This window comes from Bacillus kexueae (assembly GCF_022809095.1).
In the GTDB taxonomy this organism is placed as follows: domain Bacteria; phylum Bacillota; class Bacilli; order Bacillales; family Aeribacillaceae; genus Bacillus_BZ; species Bacillus_BZ kexueae.
This window is the reverse complement of sequence record NZ_JALAZE010000003.1, coordinates 274,824-299,537: the sequence shown is the minus strand read 5'-3', so window position 1 is coordinate 299,537 and position 24,714 is coordinate 274,824. Positions and strand designations below refer to the sequence as shown.

The window sequence follows — 24,714 nt, the reverse complement described above, 5'->3', positions numbered from 1 at the left end:
AAGATTGTTTTTTAGCAAAAGGGTCTAATGCAAAAGATAGTCGCAATTAGCAGAGGTTTATTCTATGATACCCTCCTCATCTCACAAGCTCCCCTCTGGTGTCTTCACCTCATACTGTTCCCGGCGGAGTCACCGACTTTCACTCCATTAATTCATAACCTAATCGCATTGTGTACAAAAACAGACTACGAAAAAGAGAAAAAGTAGCATTCTCCTCATGATTGAATGCTACTTTTAGATTAATAGTGTTTTTTATTGTGTTGTTTTAAGTTATTTTTCCTTTGTTTCAGTTCAATTACATAACCCGCTTGAACATTTTTTCCATTTCATATGTCGTAAATTGAATAAGAATTGGTCGACCATGTGGACAAGTGAATGGATCTTCACAATTTCGTAAAGTCTCTAACAGCGAAAAAATTTCATCGTCTCTTAAATGTTGATTTGCTTTAATGGAACCTTTACAACTCATCATAATGGCCGCTTCTTCACGTAGTTTTTTAATATCCGTCTTTTTATCATCGATCACTTGTTGAATAATTTCTTCAATAAGTTGCTGTTCCTCTCCTTGTGGAAACCATGTCGGATGACTACGTATTAAATACGAATTTCGGCCAAAGGACTCCAAAAAGACCCCCACTTTTTTAAGCTCATCCATATGTGCATCAATAATGAACGATTCATCGGATGAATACGATAGCGTAATCGGAACGAGAAGCTCTTGAACCTCATCGATGACCTCTCCAACCTTTTCTCGAAAATATTCATATTTAATTCGTTCTTGCGCAGCATGTTGGTCAATGATATATAAACCCGTTTCATTTTGAGCGAGAATATACGTACCGTGCATCTGACCAATCGGATACATCGGCGGTACACGACTTTCAATCGATTCTCCTTCCCCTATCTCTTCTAGTACGCTCTCCTCTTCAGCTTCCCATGTGTTGTCAATCGTATTTTCACTCTCTATTCCCTTTTCTACCTCTAAATCAGGGTGTTCTTCTTCTTCTCGAATAATTGATTCTTGCTCTGGCTCTAGCTTTACTTCAAACTTCACGTCATCAACTGAAGTATCCTGTTCCTTTTTAAAAATGGTTGGCTCAGGTTTTTTTTCTTTTGAAGGTTCATGAATTTGATGTTCAAATGTGATTGATTGCTGCTCAACTTTTTCCTTTTCTTTTTTTATCGGGATCGATACAGATGGAATCAGTTGTTTTTCTTTAAAGGCGTCTTTTACCCCATTTGAGATTAACTCAAAAAGCTCTTGCTCTTTACTAATTCTTACTTCAAGCTTGGAAGGATGCACATTAACATCGACTAAAATTGGATCCATCGCCACTTCTAACAGAGCTATAGGATAACGTCCAATCGGAAGTAGCGTGTGATACCCATCTAACAACGCTTTTGATAACGTGAAATTTTTCACGTAACGTCTATTTAATATAGTAGATATATAATTTCGTGATGCGCGAGTTACTTCAGGATAAGAGATATAGCCTTTAATGGAAAAATCGAGAGATTCGAGTTGGATAGGAATCATCTTTTTTGCAACAGCCATGCCATAAATCGACGCTAATACGTGTCGAACATCCCCATTTCCACTCGTGTAGAGCAGCCTTTTTCCATTGTGAGATAGTTTAAAAGAAATGCGTGGATGCGCTAGTGCAAGTCGGTTTACGACATCGGTAATATTTCCTAATTCAGTATGAACTGTCTTCATATATTTCAGTCGAGCTGGAGTATTAAAAAATAAATTGGAAACGGTAATGTCAGTCCCTTTCCGACTCGCAAACGATTCGTTAGTTCTGACTTCTCCACCAATTAACACAAGCCTCGTTCCAGGTCCATCGCCCGTACTCGTTTTTAAATCAACGTGAGAAACTGAAGCAATGGAAGGGAGGGCTTCTCCCCGAAACCCTAACGTTCGAATTCGAAACAAATCATTTTCATCTTTTATTTTACTCGTTGCATGACGATGAAAAGCATTTAAACAATCATCTGCTTCAATGCCATCCCCATCATCAATAATTCTAATCTTACTTAAACCCGCTTCCTCCACTTCAATCTCAATGATGGAAGCGTGGGCATCAATCGCGTTCTCAACCAATTCTTTCACAACGGAAGCAGGTCGTTCAACGACTTCACCTGCTGCAATTTTATTGGATAACTGATCATCTAACCGGATGATCTTTCCCATAAACCGTTACACCTCTTTTTTTAGCTTCTTTTGAATGTTGTATAGCTCATTCATTGCGTCTAATGGCGTCATATCAAGTAAATTTAGAGAAGCTAATTGTTGTAATACTTCTTTTTCGTTCTTTTTTTGTCCTGTTTCTTTTTTCGTTTCTGAAGGTGCTGCAAAAAACGAAAGCTGGGCTTCTTGTATCACTTCACTTTTCACTTTTTTTTCTTTAGGCTCTTCTTTGTCACTTGTATTTTCGTATTGCGCCAGTAATTGTTTTGCTCGTTCAATCACTTTATCAGGTAATTGCGCCAGCTCTGCCACATGAATTCCGTAGCTCTTATCTGCTGCCCCTTCTTTAACCTTGTGTAAAAAGACGACTTTCCCATTCTCTTCAATAGCACTTACATGCACATTTTTCAAGTCATCTAACTGCTCTTCTAAAACAGTCAATTCATGATAATGGGTGGAAAAGAGTGTTTTAGATCCGATGTAATCATGAATGTATTCAATCATCGCTTGTGCAAGGGCCATTCCATCATACGTTGATGTGCCGCGTCCAATTTCATCAAATAAGATAAGACTTTTAGCTGTCGCGTTATCAATAGCATTTTTTGCTTCCAACATTTCGACCATAAACGTACTTTGTCCAGATACAAGGTCGTCTGCAGCCCCAATTCGGGTAAATATTTGATCAAAGATTGGCAGTACCGCTCGTTTAGCAGGTACGAAGCAGCCAATTTGCGCTAAAATGGCTGTTAACGCCACTTGACGCATATACGTACTTTTCCCTGACATATTCGGACCCGTAATCAATAACAAATTCCGTTCTTTTTTCATTAAACAATCATTTGGTACATATTCTTGTGAATTCATCACTTTTTCTACAACAGGATGTCTGCCTTCTTCAATCCACAGTTCATCGTCAGAAAATGTCGGTCTCGTGTAATGACGTTCTTCACTAATCACAGCAAAGCATTGTAAAACATCTAACTCACTTATCTTTCTAGCTAACGTTTGTAAAGAATGGATATACTTCTTTACTTCTTCTCGCAAACTCACAAACAACTCATATTCCAACTCGACACTTTTTTCTTCAGCTTCTAAAATTAGTGCTTCTTTCTCTTTTAACTCTGCCGTAATAAACCGTTCTGCATTCGCGAGCGTTTGTTTTCGTTCGAACCGCCCTTCTGGCAATAAATGAAGATTAGCTTTTGTAACTTCTAAATAATAACCAAACACTTTATTAAATCCGACTTTTAATGACTTAATTCCCGTTTCCTGTCTTTCTCTTTGCTCCAGTTCTGCAATCCACTTCTTCCCATTTCGGCTTGCATCACGATATTTGTCTAACGTTTCATGAAAGCCATCTTGAATTAAATTTCCTTCTTTCACGGAAAGTGGAGGGTTTTCTAATAATGCTTCGTCCAATTTCTTTGTAAGTGACTCACATGGGTCCATTTCATCTGCCATTTTCCTAGCATCTTCATTTTGAAAGGAAGAAATGATCGATTTAATTTCTGGTATTTTTTGAAGTGATTTTTTTAACTGAATTAAGTCGCGTGCATTGGCACTTCCAAATGCCACACGACCAGCTAAACGCTCTAAGTCATATACTTCTTTCAGTCGTTCCCTCAGTTCTTCACGCTCAAAAAAGTTGTTGATTAATAGCTCGACCAGCTGGTGACGCTTTTCAATTTCAGAACGGTTTATGAGCGGATGATCAATCCATTGCTTCAGTAGTCTTCCGCCCATTGCTGTTTTGGTTTCATCAAGTAACCAAAGAAGTGAACCTTTCTTCCCTTTCGTGCGGATGGTTTCGGTTAACTCTAAATTCCGTTTTGAAAACAAGTCCATTCTCAAGAAATCGTGAAGTTGATAAAAACGCACAGTTTGCAAATGGTCTAAGCTTCTTTTTTGAGTACGGTATAGGTATGCGTACAACTTTCCAAACGCTGAAGTTAAGCGCTCATCCTTTAAGTGTTGACATAAGCGTTGAAAATGACTTGAATCCGTCATACCTTCTTCGACAGAAAACGTAGCTGAGCAGCGCTCGAGAATTTTTTTTCGATATTCATCTTGAAATTGACTACTAATAACGATTTCACGCACTTGATGCGAATACAATTCGCCAATTGCTTCGTCAATCGTACGCACCAAAGTAACATGGGATTCACCCGTCGATAAATCCGTTAACGCGACCGAGATCGCAGCTTCATACTGCTCAATTGCTGCGATAAAGTTATTTTGTTTATCATTTAAATTTTTTCCGTCCATAACAGTACCAGGTGTAATCAGTTGAACGACTTCACGTTTGACGACACCTTTTGCTTGTTTTGGATCCTCAGTTTGTTCACAAATAGCGACCTTATAACCTTTTTCTATCAATTGTTCAATATAATTCGCAGCCGAGTGGTAAGGAACACCGCACATCGGTATACGCTCTGCTCCACCTCCATCACGGCTTGTTAACGTAATTTCTAACTCTTGAGATGCTTTTACAGCATCTTGGAAGAACATTTCATAAAAATCGCCTAGGCGAAAAAATAAAAAGGCATCCTGGTAGTCTGCCTTTATGCGCAAATATTGTTGTATCATCGGCGTATATGTTGCCATGGAAGATCCCCCAACTTCAAAAATAATCAAACATCAAGACTAATCCCTCAATCTTGTTGCTACATCCAACACTTCTTCATTCTCCAGCAACAATCAATGAGACAAATCCTGAATAAGCAAAGTATATTATATCATAAAATCCGAGGTTCCAAACGATCATTATCTTAACTGATTATTGTGTTTCATAACGATTTTTATCAAATCATTCTCAACTCGTTACGTGAACGTTGTTGCATTATTGGGGGATTGAGGGAATGGCCTATAGACGTAGTACTTCTAGCTATTTTCTAGAAAATTTAAAGTGACGTTTTTACAATGAGATTTTTTTAAAGCTGTTTTCGTATAGATTTTTGCTTTTTCAGACATTTTTGAATGAATTCTAGACATTGCGCTCCAGACACTTGCTTTCCGTGGGCACAGCCCTTCTAGTTTCGATTCCCCTTTTTAACAAACACCTCGACTCATCTGCTTGTCTTGTGGGGATACTGCTTGTCCTGTCCCTACTGAATTGGTATCTAAATCTATAAAACAGCTAACCAAAAAGAAAAACTAGGAAGAGAATCTCCCTAGTTACGTTTTATTCTTCTGGTTCGTCTACAATTAAGTTTGGATCCAAGTCTTCAATTTCGTCTTCCAAATCTTCTTCCCAGTCATCCCATTCTTCATCTTCTGTCGTAAGCCCTTCAGGATTGATGGAAACCGCTACTTTCGTTTCACCTATTACTTCTGCAAGAAACTCCCTTTCCACTTGCACGACGATGTTTTCACCGCTTGGAGATATCGTTACTTCTAAACAGTTTGGCTGTTGCAGAACGCGTGCTACTACTTCATGATCATCATCTAAGTAATTATCATCTTTATATCGCAATTTCAGGACGTCATTGTACTTTACGGTTTCCGTCACGACTTCTGTCTTTGTATTGTCATTAAAGGAATACCACACATTGATATCGTAGCTTCCCGCAATCTCCACCGCTTTTCCTTTTTTACTCGCATCGTATTTATGGTTAATAATCCAACCACCTAAAATACTTGCAGGCTTTCGCCCTGGGGAAACCGTATGTGTTGCTTGCGTAAATTTTCTCCCTTTGGCAATAACAGCTTTTGTAATAATTTCTCTGTAATCAGACATGGTAAGCATACCCTCCTCAAAACAATCTTCAAATCATGAGTTTTGTATTTTGGTCACCTTTGCAACATCTGACATGATGAATATACTCATAAGTCCTTCTAGTTCATTCTATGCGAGCTTTTTTAAATATGTACTAAAATTAATAATTTGCATGATTTATTAAACATGTTTTTCAGAGAAATAAACCTAGCCTCATATTTTAAAGCTTCACATGAAATAAAATTCCAAATGAACGCCACCCTTTTAAGGAAAGGGACTAATGAAATTGGAAATAATGCTTAATTCATCCTATTCACTGGTTAATTCATTTTGAACAAAAAAAAGCAGATGAAAAGAATTAACAATTCTTTTCATCCGCTTTTCTCTTTATAAATTAGCAAGTACCTTTTGGCGAGTTTTGTAGTTTTGAACCTGTTTCTCCTTGCAATAAATCTCCGCCCGTTGTGCGAATAATTTCATCTGTAACGTGGTTAGAGATTGTATTTGCGACAAGTTGAAGGATATCATTTACCTCCACTTGAGACTCTTTAAATTGTTGCACGATTGGAATCTCGTCCAACTCTTCTAATAAACGATCAATTTTCTCTTCCACTTGCTTTAACGCTTCATGTTTTCCGTAATGTTGGAAATTTACCGCTTGCTTTTGTAAACTTTTTACACTTGCAATCATTTCGCGTACTTTTTGGTTTTCGTTAATTTGCGCTTCTGCCTTTTTAAAGAACTCAACTTGTTCTGTTTCAGAGATCATTTGCGCTAGTTCTTCCGCTTTTTTTAAAATATCGTCCTTAGTATACGCCATTTTATTTCACCTCGACCGCTTCTTCTACCATTTCCCCATCTAATGTCCATGTTTTTGCTTTTGTAATTTTCACCTTTACAAGTTTGCCAATCGCTGATTTAGGTGCTTTGAAGTTGACTAATTTATTTTTACGTGTATATCCAGCTAAGATTTCTGGGTTATTCTTTGATTCACCTTCTACAAGAACTTCCACAACTTGACCTTCATACTTTTTCATAGCTTCAGCAGATAACTCATTTACAAGCGCATTTAAGCGTTGAAGACGTTCTTTTTTCACTTCCATCGGAACATTATCTTTCATTTTAGCCGCAGGAGTACCTTCACGCGGTGAATAAATGAATGTATAAGCTGATTCAAAGCCTACTTCTCTATATAAAGATAATGTTTCTTCGAATTGCTCGTCCGTTTCATTCGGGAATCCAACGATAATGTCAGTTGTCAGTGTAACGTCCGGAATCGCCTGTTTAATTTTACGAACAAGCTCTAAAAATTGCTCACGTGTATATTTACGCGCCATAATTTTTAGAATATCGCTTGAGCCCGATTGAACTGGTAAATGAATGTGCTCTACCAAATTCCCACGTTTTGCTAATACTTCAATTAAGTGATCGTCAAAGTCACGTGGATGACTTGTCGTGAAACGAATACGTGGAATATCAATTTTGCGAAGCTCATCCATTAAATCTCCTAAACCGTATTCCATATCTTCGAAGTCTTTTCCGTACGCGTTTACGTTTTGTCCTAAAAGCGTAATTTCTTGATATCCTTGCGCAGCTAAATGACGCACCTCTTGAATAATCTCTTCTGGACGACGGCTACGCTCTTTACCTCGTGTATAAGGTACGATACAGTACGTACAGAATTTGTCGCATCCGTACATAATGTTAACCCAAGCCTTAATATTTCCTTTTCGAACTTTCGGAAGGTTTTCAATGACGTCTCCTTCCTTCGACCAAACTTCCACAACCATCTCTTTTGACATGTATGCATCATTTAAGATATGAGGCAGACGGTGGATATTATGTGTACCGAAAATCATATCAACATATTGATACTGTTTTAAGATTTTGTTAACGACAGACTCCTCTTGAGACATACATCCGCAAACACCAAGAAGAAGGTCTGGCTTTTCCATTTTTAAAGATTTTAAATGGCCGATTTCACCGAACACCTTATTTTCCGCATTTTCACGAATTGCACATGTATTTAATAAAATCACGTTCGCATCTTCGACACGATCTGTCGGTTCATACCCTAACGCCATGAAAATACCAGCCATAACCTCTGTATCATGCTCGTTCATTTGACATCCGTACGTACGGATGTAGAATTTTCGGCCATCACCCATGCCTCTGAACTCTTCTGGAATTTTAAAATCATGATGGTATTTTACATCTTCTTTTCCGCGTTTTTTAGCTTCCTTTAAAGAAGGAGGCATAAAAACAGATTCAAAATATTTACTATAATCCTTTTCGGATTTTTTGTCCGAAGGATTTACTTGTGTGGATTCTAAACGTTGTTTTTCATTCATGTTTGCATTCTCCTTTCAAAAAACAATCCAATGCATAAAGGATGGTAAGAGTACACAATTTTATAGTATATAAGGAAAATGTAGCGAATACAACCATTATTCCTTACACTGCTTTATTTTACACGTTTTTTCTATTAGATGCGAACGAAAGTTTTGTGAAGACAATGAAACTTTAACCAAATTAGGATCACATAAAATAGAGATAAAAAAACGAAGCGATTCTATGAATCGCTTCGTTTTGATTTCGGTAAGCTTTATTACAATCGTTTTAACATTCTACTTTACATAAATTCTTTCATTAATTCTTCGAATTGATCTTTGCTAATCTGTAAATCAGCGTTTGCTAACGGGTCATCACTGTATCCTGGTACAAGTTCCTGATACGATGGCTGCTCTGTATTTTGATAGATTAATCCTGTCACAAGACCATTGTGTTCCATTACCGTCTGCATCGCTTGCGCACGATTTGCTGGGTCATAGCCTTCCACATCAGATAGCTTCGTCAAGTTCTCTTTAAACCAATCGTATGTGTTAATTTTATTATACGTAACACAAGGGCTGAAAACATTAATGAAAGAGAAGCCTTTATGATTTATCCCTTGCTCAATTAAGGAAGTTAAATCTTTTAAGTCTGTTGAAAAACTTTGAGCCACAAAGGTTGCACCTGCTGTTAAAGCCATTTCAATAACAGATAAAGGTGATTCAATCGAACCTTTTGGCGTACTTTTCGTTTTAAATCCAACTTCACTTCGTGGAGATGTTTGGCCTTTCGTTAATCCGTAAATTTGATTGTCCATGACAATATACGTGATATCAATGTTTCGGCGAATCGAATGAATAGTATGTCCCATACCAATCGCAAATCCATCGCCATCTCCACCAGATGCAATGACCGTTAACTCTTTATTCGCCATTTTAACACCTTGAGCAATTGGCAATGCTCGACCGTGAATTCCATGGAATCCGTACGAGTTAATGTATCCTGAAATACGCCCGGAACAACCGATACCTGAGATGACTGCAAGTTCATGTGGTTCTAACCCAACATTTGCTGCCGCACGTTGAATCGCAGCTTGGACGGAAAAGTCTCCGCACCCTGGACACCAGTTAGGCTTGACGTTATTTCTGAAATCTTTAAATGTCGCCATTTAAAACAACTCCTTGCATTTAGTATGAATTTCGTGCGGTAAGAAAGGATTTCCGTCGTATTTTAATGCGGAAACGATTTTTTGCGCATGACCGACATTCATTTTTATAATGTTCGCAAGTTGTCCTGTCGCATTGTTTTCAACCACGACTACTTTCTTTGCTTTTTCAACAAGAGGTAGCATTTCGTTTGTAGGGAATGGATGAATAAGTCGGACGTGTGCATGATTCACCTTAATTCCGTCCTTTTCTAATCGTTCCATCGCCTCTTCAATTGCTCCACGTGTCGAGTTAAAGCCAACGATTAAAACATCTGCATCCTCATGTTTCACATTTTGATGAATAGAATTCGGGAACTTGATCTTTTCGAGTTTACGCAATCGCTTATCCATTTGATCTTTACGGTTTTGTGCAACTTCAGATGGTTTTCCAGTTTCATCATGTTCAACACCTGTTACATGGTGAATTCCATTTTTCATTCCTGGAATGACGCGTGGAGAAACCCCATCTTCAGTTACTTCGTAGCGTTTAAAGTATCCTTTATTCTCAAGCTCCGGTAATTCTTCGTCTACTAACTTACCACGGCGAATTTGAATTTTATCGTATTCAAGTGGCTCGACAGATTGCTTCCCTAAAGACAGCTGTAAATCAGATAATAAAATAACAGGACATTGATATTCTTCCGCTAAGTTAAATGCCTCAATAGTATCATAGAACGCCTCTTGAACCGTACTTGGAGCTAAAACAATCTTTGGAATTTCTCCATGGGTACCGTAAATCATCGCCATTAAGTCTGACTGCTCTTGTTTCGTTGGCAAGCCTGTACTCGGTCCACCGCGCTGCGTATCAACGATGACTAAAGGCGTCTCTGTAATACCCGATAAGCCAATGGCTTCCATCATTAATGAAAGTCCTGGTCCAGCAGAAGCTGTAAAGGCTCTAGCCCCCGCATAATTCGCTCCAATCGCCATCGTACATGCTGCAATTTCGTCTTCCGTTTGAATAACGGTTCCTCCAAAGTTCGGAAGCTTCTTAATTAAATATTCCATAATTTCCGAAGCCGGTGTAATCGGATAAGCTGCCATAAAGCGAGAACCACCTGCTAAGGCGCCTAATGCAATCGCATCATTTCCGATCATAAACATTCGCTTCTTCCCACCAGCTTTTTCTAAATAAAGATCTGTCCGATTGTAACCAAGCTCGATTTTCATATACTCGGCACCTTTTTGTATTGCCTGCATATTCTTCTCTACGACTTGTTCACCTTTTCGACCGTATGTATCCTGCACAACTTCACGATAAAGGGAAGGTTCAAAATCTAATACAGCACTTGTTGCCCCGATCGCAACCATGTTTTTCATTAACGATGTGCCAAGTTCCGTTGCAATTTCCGTAAACGGTACGGAGTATAGTGTAACTTTTTCATCATCCGGGATGCTCGGATTAAACTTCGCATCCGCAATGACAATGCCACCGTTTCTTAGTTCATGAAAATTTACATCAATCGTTTCCTGATCAAATGCGACTAAAATGTCTAAGTCATCGGAAATAGCACGCACTTGTGTTGTACTTACTCGTATTTTGTTATTCGTATGTCCACCTTTAATACGAGATGAAAAGTGACGATATCCATATAAATAGTAGCCAAGGCGGTTTAATGCAATAGAGAATACTTCTCCTGTACTCTCAATTCCTTCACCCTGCTGTCCACCAACTTTCCAAGACAGTTGATTCACCATTTATGTACACCCCTTTTTGGTATGAAAGCTTAGTAATAATTACTACCAATTGTAGCATGTTTTCTAGTTTTTATCACTTCATTATGATAAAATAAGCTACTAAACGACTTCAATTGTAGACCTTTAAGTCAAAAAACTCAAGTGAGAACTACCCATTTTACAGAATTAAAGAACTTTTTTGAATGTTCCCTCAATTCCATTCAAGTACACTTTATGATGGTACCAAGTTAAACCCATTTCCTCACTTCATCTTCCGACGGAACTTTTCTCCGTCAAAAGTCGTATTTTTTCAAAGACTATTTTTATAAACGATGTTGGCTTTACAACTAATTTAAAAGGCTGTTTTCGTATAGATTGTTACTTTTTCAGACATTTTTGAATGAATTCTGAACATTGCGCTCCAAACACTTGCTTTCCGCGGGGAGGAAGTCGAGCCTCCTCGGCATGCGCCTGTGGGATCTCGACCTTACCTCTTTATCCCACAGGAGTCAAGTGCCCTCCGCTCCTTTACAAAGGTGAAAACCATTCTTAACAATATATTTTATACACACCAAAAAGCAACAATCCTTTAGAAAAGAGCCTATAAAAAAACACTAAAATACCGCTACAAACACTCCTATCCGCGGACCACTTGTCTAATTCGCTCCAAGTGTCTTGTGAACGACACCGTGGGCAAATCCCCACTTTATTACAACCGTTAGAATAGAGCGTTTACATAATAAAGATCGAACGGTCATTAATGTTCGTTTAATTGTAATAAAGCTATTGCCGAACCGTATTTTCTGTTCCACAAAAAAACAACCCGTCTCTTCTGTTGAGACGAGGTTGCTTTTAACATTATTTTACCTAGGTTCCACTATAAGCTTTATCGCCGTTCGTTCTTCACCATCAATTTGAATATCTGTAAATGCAGGAATACAAATTAAATCTACTCCACTCGGAGCTACAAATCCTCTTGCGATTGCTACAGCTTTTACTGCCTGATTTAAAGCCCCTGCTCCAATCGCCTGAATTTCTGCTGCACCACGCTCTCTTAAAACACCTGCTAGTGCCCCAGCGACAGAATTAGGATTTGATTTTGCTGATACTTTTAATATTTCCATTTCTAGTTCCCCCTTGTTTTTACAAAAAATCGTATGTGTACAGTAGAACAAGTCCTGTTAGAGAATGATTGTTCAAAAGGTCCCACCCCCATTGAACATGGGACAAAACTTATAGATACTATATTCACGATAAAATAACAGTATTCCTGCTTGTTTCGAATTTTTTTCTAAAAATTCCAACTTATTAATCACATTGATTTATTTCACAATCATTTATCTTTTAGAGAATCTGTAGATATAAAAAAGCGCAAAGCGCAAGTCCTTAGGCGAAGGGCGCTGGAGGACCTGCAAGGAGGCTTCCGTCCCCACAGCAGGGCCGAAGCGACCGAGCTGATGGCGCTTGGAGCTAGACACCAAAAAAAACGGTAAAGAGAATACTTTAACACTTTACTGAATTTAAACTTTCTTTAACAATAAAAAATAACGAGTTATGATAACTCGTTATTCAAAAAACATATGATCATCGTTGATTAAGATTCGATTCACACTTTTCGCTAAGCCAGTTTGCGAATCGATATCAATAATTACACCACTTAATTGAGTTCTTCCTTCTGCAATTTCAAAACGGACTGGTAAGCTTGTTAAAAATTTCTTTAAAACGACTTCGCGATTTACTCCTAAAATCCCATCGTATGGACCAGTCATTCCGACATCCGTGATATAAGCAGTTCCATTCGGTAAAATTCTTTCATCAGCCGTTTGAACATGAGTGTGCGTCCCAACGACAGCTGATACTTTACCATCTAAAAACCAGCCCATCGCCTGTTTTTCACTTGTAGCTTCAGCATGAAAATCGACAAATATGTAAGTAGCTTTTTTCTTCGCTTCTTGAACGAGCTGTTCAACTTTTTTAAACGGACAATCGATCGCTGGTAAGAATGTGCGTCCTTGCAAATTGATGATTGCTAGTTCCTTTCCATCTACAGTCACGTATGTTATCCCTTTTCCGGGGGTTCCTTCAGGAAAATTCGCCGGTCGAACTAAATGCTTCGCGTCATCAATGAACTCAAAAATTTCACGCTTATCCCATGTATGGTTCCCCATTGTAATCACTTGGGCTCCATAACTTAATAACTCATGGTAAATCTTTTCAGTTAACCCTTTTCCATGAGCTGCATTTTCTCCATTCACAATGGTTACGTGCGGATTAAATTTTACTTTCAACTGAGGTAAATACCGTTTGACCATTTCTCTTCCTGGAGATCCGACAATATCACCAATAAATAAAATTCTCATCTTTGTTGCCCTTTCTTTTCCTTTGACATTTGTAATATACATTTATCATGTCAAAATCATATTCTCACTACTAGTTTGGCATAAAACACCTAAAAAATAAAGTGGTGCATGACAGCACCACTTTTATTTTGCATATTCAACTGCTCGTGTTTCACGAATGACAGTCACCTTAATGTGACCTGGATAATCAAGTTCATCTTCGATTCGTTTACGTATATCTCGTGCTAAGCGATGCGCTTCTAAATCATCAATCGTATCTGGTTTAACCATGATACGTACTTCACGTCCTGCTTGGATCGCAAATGATTTTTCAACCCCCTCAAAAGACTCTGAAATTTCTTCAAGCTTTTCAAGGCGTCGAATATAATTTTCAAGCGTTTCACTTCTTGCACCAGGACGTGCCGCAGAAAGTGCATCTGCTGCCGCAACAAGCACTGCAATGATTGAAGTCGGCTCTTCGTCCCCATGGTGAGAAGCAATACTATTGATAACAACCGGATGTTCTTTGTACTTCGTAGCCAGTTCAACTCCGATTTCAACGTGACTTCCTTCCACTTCGTGATCAATCGCCTTACCGATATCATGCAGCAAGCCTGCTCTCCTTGCTAGCATTTCGTCTTCTCCTAGCTCGGCTGCCATGAGTCCTGCTAAATACGCAACTTCCATCGAATGTTTCAACACGTTTTGTCCGTAACTTGTTCGGAACTTTAAGCGACCTAATATTTTCATTAAATCTGGATGGATACCGTGAACTCCCACTTCAAACGTAGTTTGCTCACCAACTTCACGAATATATTCATCCACTTCTCTTCGTGATTTTTCAACCATCTCTTCAATACGAGCTGGGTGAATACGTCCATCTTGAACAAGCTTGTCTAGTGCAATTCTAGCCGTCTCTCTGCGAATTGGATCAAACCCAGATAATATAACGGCTTCTGGCGTATCGTCAATGATTAAATCGATACCCGTTAACGTTTCTAACGTACGAATATTACGTCCTTCACGTCCGATAATTCGCCCTTTCATTTCATCGTTTGGCAAGTTCACGACAGATACGGTCGTTTCTGCTACGTGATCTGCTGCACAACGCTGGATTGCAAGGGACAGAATCTCCTTCGCTTTCTTATCCGATTCTTCTTTCGCGCGATTTTCCGCTTCCTTCACCATCATGGCAATTTCATGCGAAAGCTCATTTTCAACACGCTCAAGAATGAGTTGCTTTGCTTCCTCGCGAGAAAGACTAGAAATACGCTCTAGCTCTGCTTGCTGTTCTTTTACCATCTCGTCCACTTTGCTTTCCATCTCTTCAATATGCTGTTGTCTTTCATCCAGAGAATCTTCCTTTTTCTCCAATAAAGCTTCACGCTTTTCCAACGTTTCATCCTTACGGTCAAGATTCTCCTCTTTTTGCAACAATCGATTTTCTTGTTTCTGCAATTCATTTCTTCTTTCACGGATTTCTTTCTCCGCTTCAAGACGAAGCTTATGAATTTCATCCTTTGCTTCTAAAAGCGATTCTTTCTTCGTCGCATCTGCTTCGCGCTTTGCGTCCTCAAGAATTTGTTCAGCCGCATTTTTAGCGCCTGCTATTTTCGCTTCAGCAATGAATTTTCGTGCGATATAGCCAACAACTGCACCGACGATTAGGCCAAGCAAAATGGAGATGATTTCAAAGGAACCCATTCCTTTCACCTCCTCTTGCTATGAACTTGTTAAGTTTCAAAGTGTCGGCATCTACATTTTTAAGTGTTAAGGCCTGTTCTACCATTTGCTCATTGTTAAAGCAAATCGTTCACAGAAAAATGTAAAATATACATATTAATTGTAAATCTAGGTGAACCCCTTGTCAAGTCTAGGGTCTTAACGATTTCCATGATTTTCTTAATTGTAAAAAACTTAAAATAAAAATTCTTGAAATTCGTTTTCCTTATAGGCAGTTTTCGTGTGCATTTTTGCTTTTTTGACGTTAAATATATGGCTTAAGGCCGCAGACTCCAGGTGGGACAGTACGAGCCGAAGACTCCCCAAACGAGTTTGCGAGTTGAGAATGATAGAAAAGTGGAGACGATGGACGGGAGACTCTCCTGCACAGAGAGATAAAGGAAATACTTACGAGAAATACGAGCAGCTATCAACTTATCACATGTTCACCGCACCAAACAGACGAAACTAGATTGGCTTTACCTGGGGAAAAGTGACCCTTTCGCGATGGAATGTATGACCAAAAACAACAATATTTAAGAATCCTTGTATATTCAAATAAGAAAAGCGCAAGTTCTTAGGCGAAGGGCGCTGGAGGACCTGCGAGGAGGCTTCCGTCGCCATAGCAGGGCCGAAGCGACCCGAGCTGATGGCGCTTGGAGCTAGACACAAAAAAACTGTAAAGAGAATACTTTAACACTTTATTGAACTTAAACTTTCTGTAACAACAAAGAAAGGGTCTCCCAAGATACATTCGGGACACCCTCATCGGTATATTGATATATTTTGATTGGCAATAGGTTAAAATTAAAATTATTCTTCGTCTAAAAATAATTCCTCTTGTCCTGAATCTACTGCTTCACTTGCATCATCGAGACCGTAAGCTTGACGAATCTCACGCTGGATTTCCGCAGCAATTTCAGGGTTTTCTCGTAAGAATTGCTTAGCATTTTCACGACCTTGCCCTAAGCGTTCTTCGTTATATGAATACCAAGAACCACTTTTTTGAACGATGTCAAGTTCACTTCCGAGGTCGATGAGTTCACCCTCTTTAGAAATTCCTTCTCCGTACATAATATCCACTTCGGCCGTACGGAATGGAGGAGCGATTTTATTCTTTACAACCTTAATCTTCGTCTTATTTCCGACCATGTCATTGCCTTGCTTTAATTGCTCAGCACGGCGAACTTCTAAACGTACAGATGAATAGAACTTAAGCGCACGTCCCCCTGGAGTTGTTTCAGGATTTCCAAACATTACGCCCACTTTCTCACGAATTTGGTTGATAAAAATGGCAATCGTTTTCGATTTATTAATTGCTCCAGAAAGCTTACGAAGAGCTTGCGACATTAAACGAGCTTGAAGACCTACGTGAGAGTCCCCCATCTCCCCTTCAATTTCTGCTTTAGGGACTAACGCCGCCACGGAGTCAATGACGATGATATCTACAGCACCACTTCGTACCAATGCTTCTGCGATCTCTAATGCTTGCTCACCAGTGTCAGGTTGAGAGAGTAATAGTTCGTCAATATTGACACCTAACTTTTGTGCGTACACAGGATCTAATGCATGCTCGGCATCAATAAATGCTGCTTGCCCACCTTGCGCTTGAACTTCTGCAATCGCATGAAGCGCTACAGTCGTTTTACCTGAACTTTCTGGACCATATATTTCAACGATACGCCCTCTTGGATAACCTCCAGCACCGAGAGCGGCATCTAATGCTAATGAACCGCTTGGAACAGTCGAAATCTTACGTTCGGTCTGTTCGCCAAGCTTCATAATGGAACCTTTACCGAATTGTTTTTCAATTTGTTTTAGCGCCATTTCTAACGCCGCTTGACGATCACTCACCATTTTTCCTCCTTTTTGATAACCTACATTTACTATACATCCTTTTCGTTAATTTGCCAAGCAAAAATCGAACATTTATTCGTTTTTTTGTTTTAAAGATGAAAATAATTGAAAAAACCCACTTCTTCTCATAGGAAAAAGTGAGTTTTTCATCTACTTTTCTATTCCAAAATCAACTTTTAGTCGTTAACTTTCTAACATCTTTAATAAATAATACATTCCATAACGGATGGCACGGTCTCGGACTCCTTTTCTTGAACCCGCTAAATGAAGAAGATGTACATTTGTACTTGAAGCGGTAGCAATTCCAACAAAAACCTTTCCAACAGGTTGACCTTCAAGCGAATTCGGTCCTGCCACACCGGTGAAACTTATCCCAATATCACTGTTTGTTTGATTACGAATATTTTCAGCCATTTCTTTTGCGCATTTCTCGCTAACAGCACCAAACGTCTCCAACGTTTCCTTTGAAACATTTACAAATAGCTCTTTCAATTCGTTTGAATAGCAAACGACTCCACCTTTTACAACTTGAGAAGCTCCTGATATAGAGGTTAACTCTTGTAAAAATCCGCCACCGGTTAAGCTTTCAGCACTAGAAATCGTCATATCATTCTCTTTCAATCGATTCATTAATTCTTGACTAATCGACGTATCATCATACCCATAGAAAAATTCTCCGACGCGATTTAAAATGTCTTCCTCAACAGTTTGAATCGCACGTAGCGCAAAGTCTTCATCTTCGTGCTTTGCTGTTATTCGGAGCGTTACCTCACCTTCTTTTGCTAACGGGGCAATGGTAGGGTTTGTTTGCTTATCGATGATATCTTGAATGTCTGTTTCAAGTTGTGATTCCCCTATTCCAAAAAAGCGTAATACGCGAGAAATAATTTTTTCACTCAACTTTAACTCTTTTCGCAAGTATGGAATCGCATAATTTGTAAACATCGGCTGCATTTCCTTCGGTGGTCCAGGAAGAAGTATATAAATAATGTCATCAATGGTTGTAGCCATTCCAGGAGCCATTCCATTGTCATTTTTCAAGACGGTCGAACCAGAAAGAACAAGCGCTTGTTTCCGATTATTTTCTGACATATTTCGCTTAATTCGTGCAAAAAACTGTTCAATTTGTTTCATGGCCTCTTCATCTAACTTAAGCGGACAGTTTAATATATTCGCAATCGTTTCTTTGGTCAAGTCGTCTTTAGTCGGCCCTAACCCACCGGTAAAAATAATGATTTGAGCTCGGCTTTTTGCGACTTGAATCGCATTCTTCAAGCGCTCTGGATTATCTCCAACTACCGTATGGTAGTAAACGTTTATTCCTTGTTCTGCTAATTGCTTTGATATGAACTGTGCATTCGTATTGGCAATCTGACCAAGTAAAAGTTCAGAACCAACCGCGATGATTTCTGCATTCATAAACCCCGCATCTCCTTCTTCAATGCTTTTATTTTGAATGTTTAAAAGCATGACGATTTTTCATAAAATAATCCCATCCTGATACGACTGTAAAAATCACAGCGATCCATAGAGAAATCGTTGCAAAAGGGATTGAGAGGAGTGAAAAAGGTAGGTTATGCAGCAATAATGCAGAAATGGCTACAATTTGTGCCCATGTTTTAATTTTCCCTAGCATATTCGCTGCTACCACTTCACCTTCTCCTGCTAAAACTAAACGTAAACCTGTGACAGCAAATTCACGGCTAATAATGACAATGACCATCCATGATGGTGCTAATTGAAGTTCGACTAAAATAATTAACGCTGCCGAAACGAGTAATTTATCAGCTAACGGATCTAAAAATTTACCTAAATTCGTCACAAGGTTGTATTTTCGAGCAAAATACCCATCAATCCAATCAGTAGTGGAAGCAATAATAAAAATGATTGCTCCTACAAAATGAGTCATCGGGATTTGTTCATTTCCAACAGAAAGTTGCCCCCATTCAAAACCACCAAGCATAACAATCATAAAAAATGGAATGAGCAATATGCGTGCAAGTGTAATTTTATTTGGTAAATTCATGACAAAATCATCCTCCAAACTTCCTTCATATCCTCCATTTAAACCATTCGAAAAATAGTCTTATTCCATCCTCAAATTCACACGAAAGAAAAAGTCATCTGAAGAGAGATGACTTTTTACTCGCTCTTTTTGTATACAATTTTAAACCTTTGACTTACCTTCTCATCCGGACTAACTTCATATTGAAGCTGTTCATCATTAATGAATAAAGAGACATTATTCGTTGCTCCAATTGAAAGGGTTACCTCGGTTTCTTCTGTTAAGTCAAAAATTTGTTCATCGTCCGCATACATATTATCGTAAAATAAACGGTCTCCATTTGAATTGTATACTTCAATCCACGCTTGTCCACGCGCTTCAATTTTTAACGAAAATTGATCTGTATTCGTTAATTCATAATTCGTTGTGTTTCCACTTACATCTATAGCCGTTAACTTTTGCGTGGCTCCACCCTCGTTTTTTGTTTCTTCTTCGTTCAATCCTGATTGGTCTTCCCCATTTGTATCAGACTCATCTTGACTCGGTGCTTCTTCCACTGGGGTTGGCTCAACACCAGAATTATCAATGAGAACTTTGTCTGTATCTCCTTGAGCCTCTTCTGAATTTGCAGGGGAGTCCATTACGTTTTGGACAAACACATAAACAATAATAGCCACGATGATTAAAGCAGAGATGACGAGAGCCTTTGGAAGCAGCTCTAAAGCTTTAGATGCTGACTTAGGCATTTGTTTATGTGTTTTGACCCTTGAAAGTTGTTCTGGTAAATCATCGTGATATGTATTAGGGATTTCGTGACCGAATTGGTCAAACAATTGCTCAGGATCCAATCCTACAGCCTCAGCATACTGCTTAATAAAGGCTCGCACATAAAAGTTTCCTGGCATAACAGCGTAATTACCTTCTTCAATTCCGACTAAATACCGTTTTTGTATTTTCGTAAGTTGTTGAAGGTCATCAAGCGAATAATTCTTCTCTAGACGCGCTTCTTTTAAATGATTGCCTAGCTCACTCAACATGTAACACCTTCCTAAAATTCAAATCCAAACCCGTTAAATTCTGATTGATTAAACATTTGAGGCTCATCCACTACGTCGTACGTAATCTCTTCATCAGGCTCATGTCGCAATTCAATAATATAATCAAAATCATCAATTGTATACTCCGAATTTTGCACAAAAATGTCGGGATGTTCAACAACTTTTGTGGCAGGTAAACGCATTACTTCTCGAACAAGCTGTAAATGCTTTTCCGTCCCTCGTTTAGTTGTAACGATTCCATCTAAAATAAAGACATTTTCATCGCTATATTCATCGGCAATTAATTGAGATCGAATAGTTTGCTTTAATAAAGTCGAAGAGAGAAATAACCATCGTTTATTCGCACAAACGCTTGCAGCTACGATGGACTCTGTCTTCCCAACTCGAGGCATTCCGCGGATTCCGATTAGCTTGTGCCCATCTTGTTTATAGAGTTCAGCCATAAAATCAACAAGTAAACCTAATTCATCTCGAACGAAGCGAAACGTTTTTTTGTCATCTGCATCACGCTGGATATATCGTCCATGCCGAACAGCTAACCGATCACGAAGTTTCGGCGTACGTAATTTTGTCACTGCTATATGATCCATCGTTTTCAATATCGATTCGAGGCGTCTAATCTGTTCGTGACTATCACATTTTAACAATAATCCACGACGTTGATCGTCGACACCATTAATCGTTACAATATTTATTCGAAGCATGCCAAGTAATGAGGAAATATCTCCGAGTAAACCCGGGCGATTTTTTTGTATTTTATATTCTAAATACCATTCAATTTTTGCCAATGGCTTAACCCCCAATACAATAAACACCTTACATGCCTCTATCATATCTTATTTCCCTTCGGAACGAAAGAAATATTCCAAATCTTTCCCTGATGAATTTTTATAATGACTAAAAAAGGCAATAGGGGGTCAAGGAGATCAACCGCAATTGACCTCTATCGACCCCCCATTTCATTAGCAGCCTACTCAGAACATCCCATTAATGACTGCGATGTTGTACAAGCTTTACCATCATATTAGCAATGGCATGCTGCTCTTCATGATCCGCTACACTCCATAAATCGGCAAGAACTTTTTCTTCAGCCGTTTGCGGATCAACTTGCTTTGCTAAATAATCACCAATTTCATATGCAAGAGTTGAAATTACTTCTTGATTTAGTCCTTCGTCTTTAGCTTGATCAAGACGGTCACCTAAAAAATCTGTCCACTTATTCCAATTGTCTAACACAGACATGTTAGCCCCTCCTTATAAAAGTGTACGGAGTTAGTTTGCCTTGTTGTATCGATTTTATACTAGGGGCTAACAATGCCAACCTCCATTAACTGAAAGAACTTGCCCTGTTATATACGATGAACCTTCACCCGCTAAAAAGGATACTACCTTCGCAATTTCCTCCGGCTCGCCCCCTCTACCAAGCGGAATCTCTTCTTCAATCACTTGAATTTCGTCAGGTGATAAGTGATTATTCATCTTTGTGTGGATAAAACCAGGTGCTATCGCATTTACCCGAATTCCAGAAGGGGCGACTTCTTTCGCTAAGGCTTTCACCAGAGCATTTTGTCCCCCTTTAACCATAGAATAAGCCGTCTCCAAAGCTGCTCCTGTCTCCCCCCAAATGGATGAGATAAAAATAATACTCCCTTTTTTCCTTTGAATCATTTTCGGTAACAACCGTTGAATAATGACGAAAGGAGATGTTAGATGTATCATCATTAATCGTTGCAACTCATCATAAGGAATATCTTGTATAAATCCAAACGAGGCATTTCCACTTGCCACAACTAGTACATCGATAGGAGAGACGATTTCGTCGACTAGTTGATTGACACCTTGCTCATTCGATAAGTCCGCTTGAAGTGGAATGACGGGAGCCTCACGGTATTTTTCGCTCCATTCCTCAAATACTGAATGGTTTTGATTGTAATGAACATACACTGTATATCCTTCCTCAATCAATTGCTCAGTTATGGCACGGCCAATTCCACCGGTCCCACCTGTCACTAATGCTGTCTTCATAACCACCAATCCTACTCGTGTAAATTCCCCTTCGGTAGAACTTGAAACGTAGTTATCCCATCTTCCCTAACTTGTTCCTTATAAACAGACTTAATGTTTTCCAACGTAATTTCTTCTAACATTGGTACCACATCAAAAAGGTCCATCTGGTTAAAAGCGTACCTTGTAAATTGGTTTGCAATATATTCTGGTGAATTTAAGGCACGTAAAAAGGACCCTATCTTCTTTTTCTTCGCTGTTTCAAGTTGTTCTTCCGTTATCTGATTCGCATTTTTTATGAGTGTATTTTGAATCATTTCCTTTAGTTCATCAGGCTTTTGTGTATCTCCACCGATCATAGCAAAACCAAAGCTGTACTCTTCTGTATAATCATAACTAAACGAGTCATCTATTAAGCCTTGCTCATACATTTGCTCATAAGCTTTGGAGCTTTTTCCGAATAATATTTCCAACAATAAATTCATGGACAATTCATTTCGAAGCAGATTTTTCCCTTCTCTAAATGGCTCCTTCGTCTTAATGCCGACTAAGCATTTCGACGATTGTACATTCATGTGAATGGCATCTTCTTTTTTGAATACACGTTCTGATTCTTTAACGATTGTGCGTTCAATATCATTAGGGGGGCTAAATTGCCTTTTCGCTTGATTATCTCGAATCTGGTTCAAAATTTTCTCAGGTTCAACAGGCCCCACTATAAACAATAACATGTTGCTCGGATGATAAAACGTTTCATAACATTCATATAGAAGATCTTTCGTGATTTTATCTATTGATTCAATCGTACCAGCAATGTCAATATGAACCGGATGATATTCGTACATATTACGAATTAATCCAAAATAAGCTCGCCAATCTGGATTGTCATCGTACATATTAATTTCTTGACCGATGATTCCTTTTTCTTTCTCAACTGACTGTTCGGTAAAATACGGTGTCTGAACAAAGTCCATTAGCGTCTCTAAATTCCGCTCAACATTTGACGTACACGAAAATAAGTATGCAGTCCTTGTAAAAGATGTAAAGGCGTTCGAAGATGCTCCTTGTTTACTAAAATGTTGAAAAACATCACCATCTTCTTTCTCAAACAGTTTATGCTCTAAAAAGTGAGCGATTCCATCTGGTACTCGTTTCTTCTCTTCTTGCCCAAGCGGGACAAACTCGTGATCAATTGAACCGTACTTCGTCGTAAACGTCGCATATGTTTTATGGAACCCTTCTTTCGGTAAAATATAGACGTCCAAGCCATTAGACATTTTCTCATAAAAAAGGGTTTCATTCAGTTGTTCGAACGTAAGTTTTTTCATTCCGAGCTCCCTCCCATCCCTTTCAAAAAGTAAATGGTATCAAGTTCAATTTTTTGACCTACTTTTAGTAAGTCTTCTTTTGTCACTTTATTCACACCTGTCAACCATTCTTCAACTGTTCTCTTCGTTTGTGAAATAACTTGATGGTACAACAACTCTACCATTCCATAAGCTGTGTCTATCGTTTCAAGCAACTGATTTTGAATAACTGCTTTCGTTTGATTTATTTCTTTATCGGAGTACTCTCCGGCTTTCATAGCTTCCATTTGCTCTTTAATAATCGTTACTGTCTTTTCATAGTTTCCTACTTCAATTCCACTCATCACCATAAGTAAGCCTTTATGACTTTCAACTCTTGATGCAGCATAATAAGCAAGGCTCGCTTTTTCTCGGACATTAATGAACAATTTAGAATGGGAAAATCCACCGAAAATTCCGTTAAATAATTGAAGCGCGAAATAATCTTCGTCTTGAAAACGTGTGTGAGTCCGAAACCCTATGTTTAATTTTCCTTGCTTAACATCTTGCTCCTCAATTATTTCTTTCTCACTTATTTCTCCCTTATACGAATCTTGTTTGATCAGAACAGGTTGGCGAGCTTGAAATTTAAAATAAGAAGACGTAATTTGCTCAACTTCTTCGTGGGACACATCCCCAACAACATATAAATCAATTTCGTCTTCCTTTACTACTTTTTGATAATAGTTGGTGAGTGATTCAGTTGAAATGGCTGCAATTTGTTCCCTCTCCCCATTAACATGGAGGCGATACGGTTCATTTTTACACATTTCTTGTACAAGTCTTAAGTTGGCATATCTCATTTTGTCGTCGTACGCCGCTTGGATTCGTTGTGACAGAGTTCGCTTTTCCTGCTCAACAATTTCATGGTCGAAATATCCGTTCTCCATTCTAGGGTTTAAAATGACCTCTGATAGCAAACGGAGTCCTTCTTCTAACAAGGGAGGTGAATCTGTTAAATAACGTTCATTTGGAATTTCAAGACGAAACGTAATAATATGATTTTCACCTTTTTTAGACAAATCCACATGAAGAAATGAACCATACAAATCATCTAAATACTTTCGCAACTCACCAGTAGTCGGATAAGATTTTGTTCCCCTTTGTAACACATAAGGTAGAATAGCGCGATGAGTTACGTCTTCCTCTACCAATGGCGATTTTAATTTTAATATAAGGGCGTTCGTTTTGAATTTTTTCGTTTGAACAGTATGTAATGTCATGCCGTGAACGGATGAAGTTTTCTCGTTAATAAATGTCAT

Annotated in this window: 20 protein-coding genes; all 20 read right to left on the bottom strand. The window is 38.7% G+C overall.

Going from position 1 to position 24,714, the window contains the following annotated elements:
• Positions 1–295: 295 nt before the first annotated feature.
• The 20 genes from mutL to yfmF all read right to left on the bottom strand — a co-directional run bounded on the left by mutL (position 296) and on the right by yfmF (position 24,714).
• A complete protein-coding gene (gene mutL, locus ML543_RS08940) occupies positions 296–2,194 on the bottom strand; it encodes a DNA mismatch repair endonuclease MutL (protein WP_243386949.1) in 1,899 nt (632 codons plus the stop codon).
• Between the two features lie 6 nt (positions 2,195–2,200).
• Entirely contained in the window at positions 2,201–4,795 is a 2,595-nt protein-coding gene (mutS, locus tag ML543_RS08935) for a DNA mismatch repair protein MutS (protein ID WP_243386948.1), read from the bottom strand.
• 577 nt (positions 4,796–5,372) lie between these two features.
• The gene (cotE, locus tag ML543_RS08930; RefSeq protein WP_243386947.1) at positions 5,373–5,927 is read right to left on the bottom strand and encodes an outer spore coat protein CotE; all 555 of its coding nucleotides are present in this window, start codon (positions 5,925–5,927) and stop codon (positions 5,373–5,375) included.
• A 373-nt stretch (positions 5,928–6,300) separates the two neighbouring features.
• Positions 6,301–6,726, bottom strand: coding sequence for a YlbF/YmcA family competence regulator (locus tag ML543_RS08925; protein ID WP_243386946.1), 426 nt, complete (start codon positions 6,724–6,726; stop codon positions 6,301–6,303).
• Position 6,727: 1 nt separating this feature from the next.
• Complete coding sequence (gene miaB, locus ML543_RS08920; protein ID WP_243386945.1) at positions 6,728–8,257, bottom strand: tRNA (N6-isopentenyl adenosine(37)-C2)-methylthiotransferase MiaB; 1,530 nt, start codon at positions 8,255–8,257, stop codon at positions 6,728–6,730.
• Between the two features lie 281 nt (positions 8,258–8,538).
• Entirely contained in the window at positions 8,539–9,405 is an 867-nt protein-coding gene (locus ML543_RS08915; protein ID WP_243386944.1) for a 2-oxoacid:ferredoxin oxidoreductase subunit beta, read from the bottom strand.
• A complete protein-coding gene (locus tag ML543_RS08910; protein WP_341482353.1) occupies positions 9,406–11,142 on the bottom strand; it encodes a 2-oxoacid:acceptor oxidoreductase subunit alpha in 1,737 nt (578 codons plus the stop codon).
• 635 nt (positions 11,143–11,777) lie between these two features.
• The gene (locus tag ML543_RS08905; protein WP_243386943.1) at positions 11,778–11,933 is read right to left on the bottom strand and encodes a hypothetical protein; all 156 of its coding nucleotides are present in this window, start codon (positions 11,931–11,933) and stop codon (positions 11,778–11,780) included.
• Positions 11,934–11,984: 51 nt separating this feature from the next.
• Positions 11,985–12,245, bottom strand: a complete 261-nt coding sequence (gene spoVS, locus ML543_RS08900) for a stage V sporulation protein SpoVS (RefSeq protein WP_003181955.1) — start codon at positions 12,243–12,245, stop codon at positions 11,985–11,987.
• Positions 12,246–12,686: 441 nt separating this feature from the next.
• On the bottom strand, positions 12,687–13,481 hold the full coding sequence (locus tag ML543_RS08895) for a TIGR00282 family metallophosphoesterase (RefSeq protein ID WP_243386941.1): 795 nt from the start codon (positions 13,479–13,481) through the stop codon (positions 12,687–12,689).
• A 123-nt stretch (positions 13,482–13,604) separates the two neighbouring features.
• A complete protein-coding gene (gene rny / locus ML543_RS08890; RefSeq protein WP_243386939.1) occupies positions 13,605–15,164 on the bottom strand; it encodes a ribonuclease Y in 1,560 nt (519 codons plus the stop codon).
• A gap of 831 nt (positions 15,165–15,995) precedes the next feature.
• Positions 15,996–17,036 (bottom strand): recombinase RecA, encoded by a 1,041-nt coding sequence (gene recA, locus ML543_RS08885; RefSeq protein ID WP_243387017.1) that lies wholly within the window; start codon positions 17,034–17,036, stop codon positions 15,996–15,998.
• A gap of 186 nt (positions 17,037–17,222) precedes the next feature.
• On the bottom strand, positions 17,223–18,458 hold the full coding sequence (locus tag ML543_RS08880; protein WP_243387015.1) for a competence/damage-inducible protein A: 1,236 nt from the start codon (positions 18,456–18,458) through the stop codon (positions 17,223–17,225).
• Between the two features lie 28 nt (positions 18,459–18,486).
• Positions 18,487–19,065: a CDP-diacylglycerol--glycerol-3-phosphate 3-phosphatidyltransferase gene (gene pgsA, locus ML543_RS08875; RefSeq protein WP_243386937.1), complete on the bottom strand. Its 579-nt coding sequence runs from the start codon at positions 19,063–19,065 to the stop codon at positions 18,487–18,489.
• Between the two features lie 116 nt (positions 19,066–19,181).
• Complete coding sequence (locus ML543_RS08870; RefSeq protein WP_243386936.1) at positions 19,182–20,081, bottom strand: helix-turn-helix domain-containing protein; 900 nt, start codon at positions 20,079–20,081, stop codon at positions 19,182–19,184.
• A gap of 11 nt (positions 20,082–20,092) precedes the next feature.
• On the bottom strand, positions 20,093–20,890 hold the full coding sequence (locus tag ML543_RS08865; RefSeq protein ID WP_243386934.1) for a YmfK family protein: 798 nt from the start codon (positions 20,888–20,890) through the stop codon (positions 20,093–20,095).
• 199 nt (positions 20,891–21,089) lie between these two features.
• The gene (locus ML543_RS08860) at positions 21,090–21,344 is read right to left on the bottom strand and encodes a DUF3243 domain-containing protein (protein ID WP_243386933.1); all 255 of its coding nucleotides are present in this window, start codon (positions 21,342–21,344) and stop codon (positions 21,090–21,092) included.
• 66 nt (positions 21,345–21,410) lie between these two features.
• Positions 21,411–22,127, bottom strand: coding sequence for an elongation factor P 5-aminopentanone reductase (ymfI, locus tag ML543_RS08855; RefSeq protein WP_243386932.1), 717 nt, complete (start codon positions 22,125–22,127; stop codon positions 21,411–21,413).
• 11 nt (positions 22,128–22,138) lie between these two features.
• Positions 22,139–23,434, bottom strand: coding sequence for an EF-P 5-aminopentanol modification-associated protein YfmH (yfmH, locus tag ML543_RS08850; protein WP_243386931.1), 1,296 nt, complete (start codon positions 23,432–23,434; stop codon positions 22,139–22,141).
• Complete coding sequence (gene yfmF, locus ML543_RS08845; protein WP_243386930.1) at positions 23,431–24,714, bottom strand: EF-P 5-aminopentanol modification-associated protein YfmF; 1,284 nt, start codon at positions 24,712–24,714, stop codon at positions 23,431–23,433. Before yfmF ends, yfmH begins: the two co-directional genes overlap by 4 nt.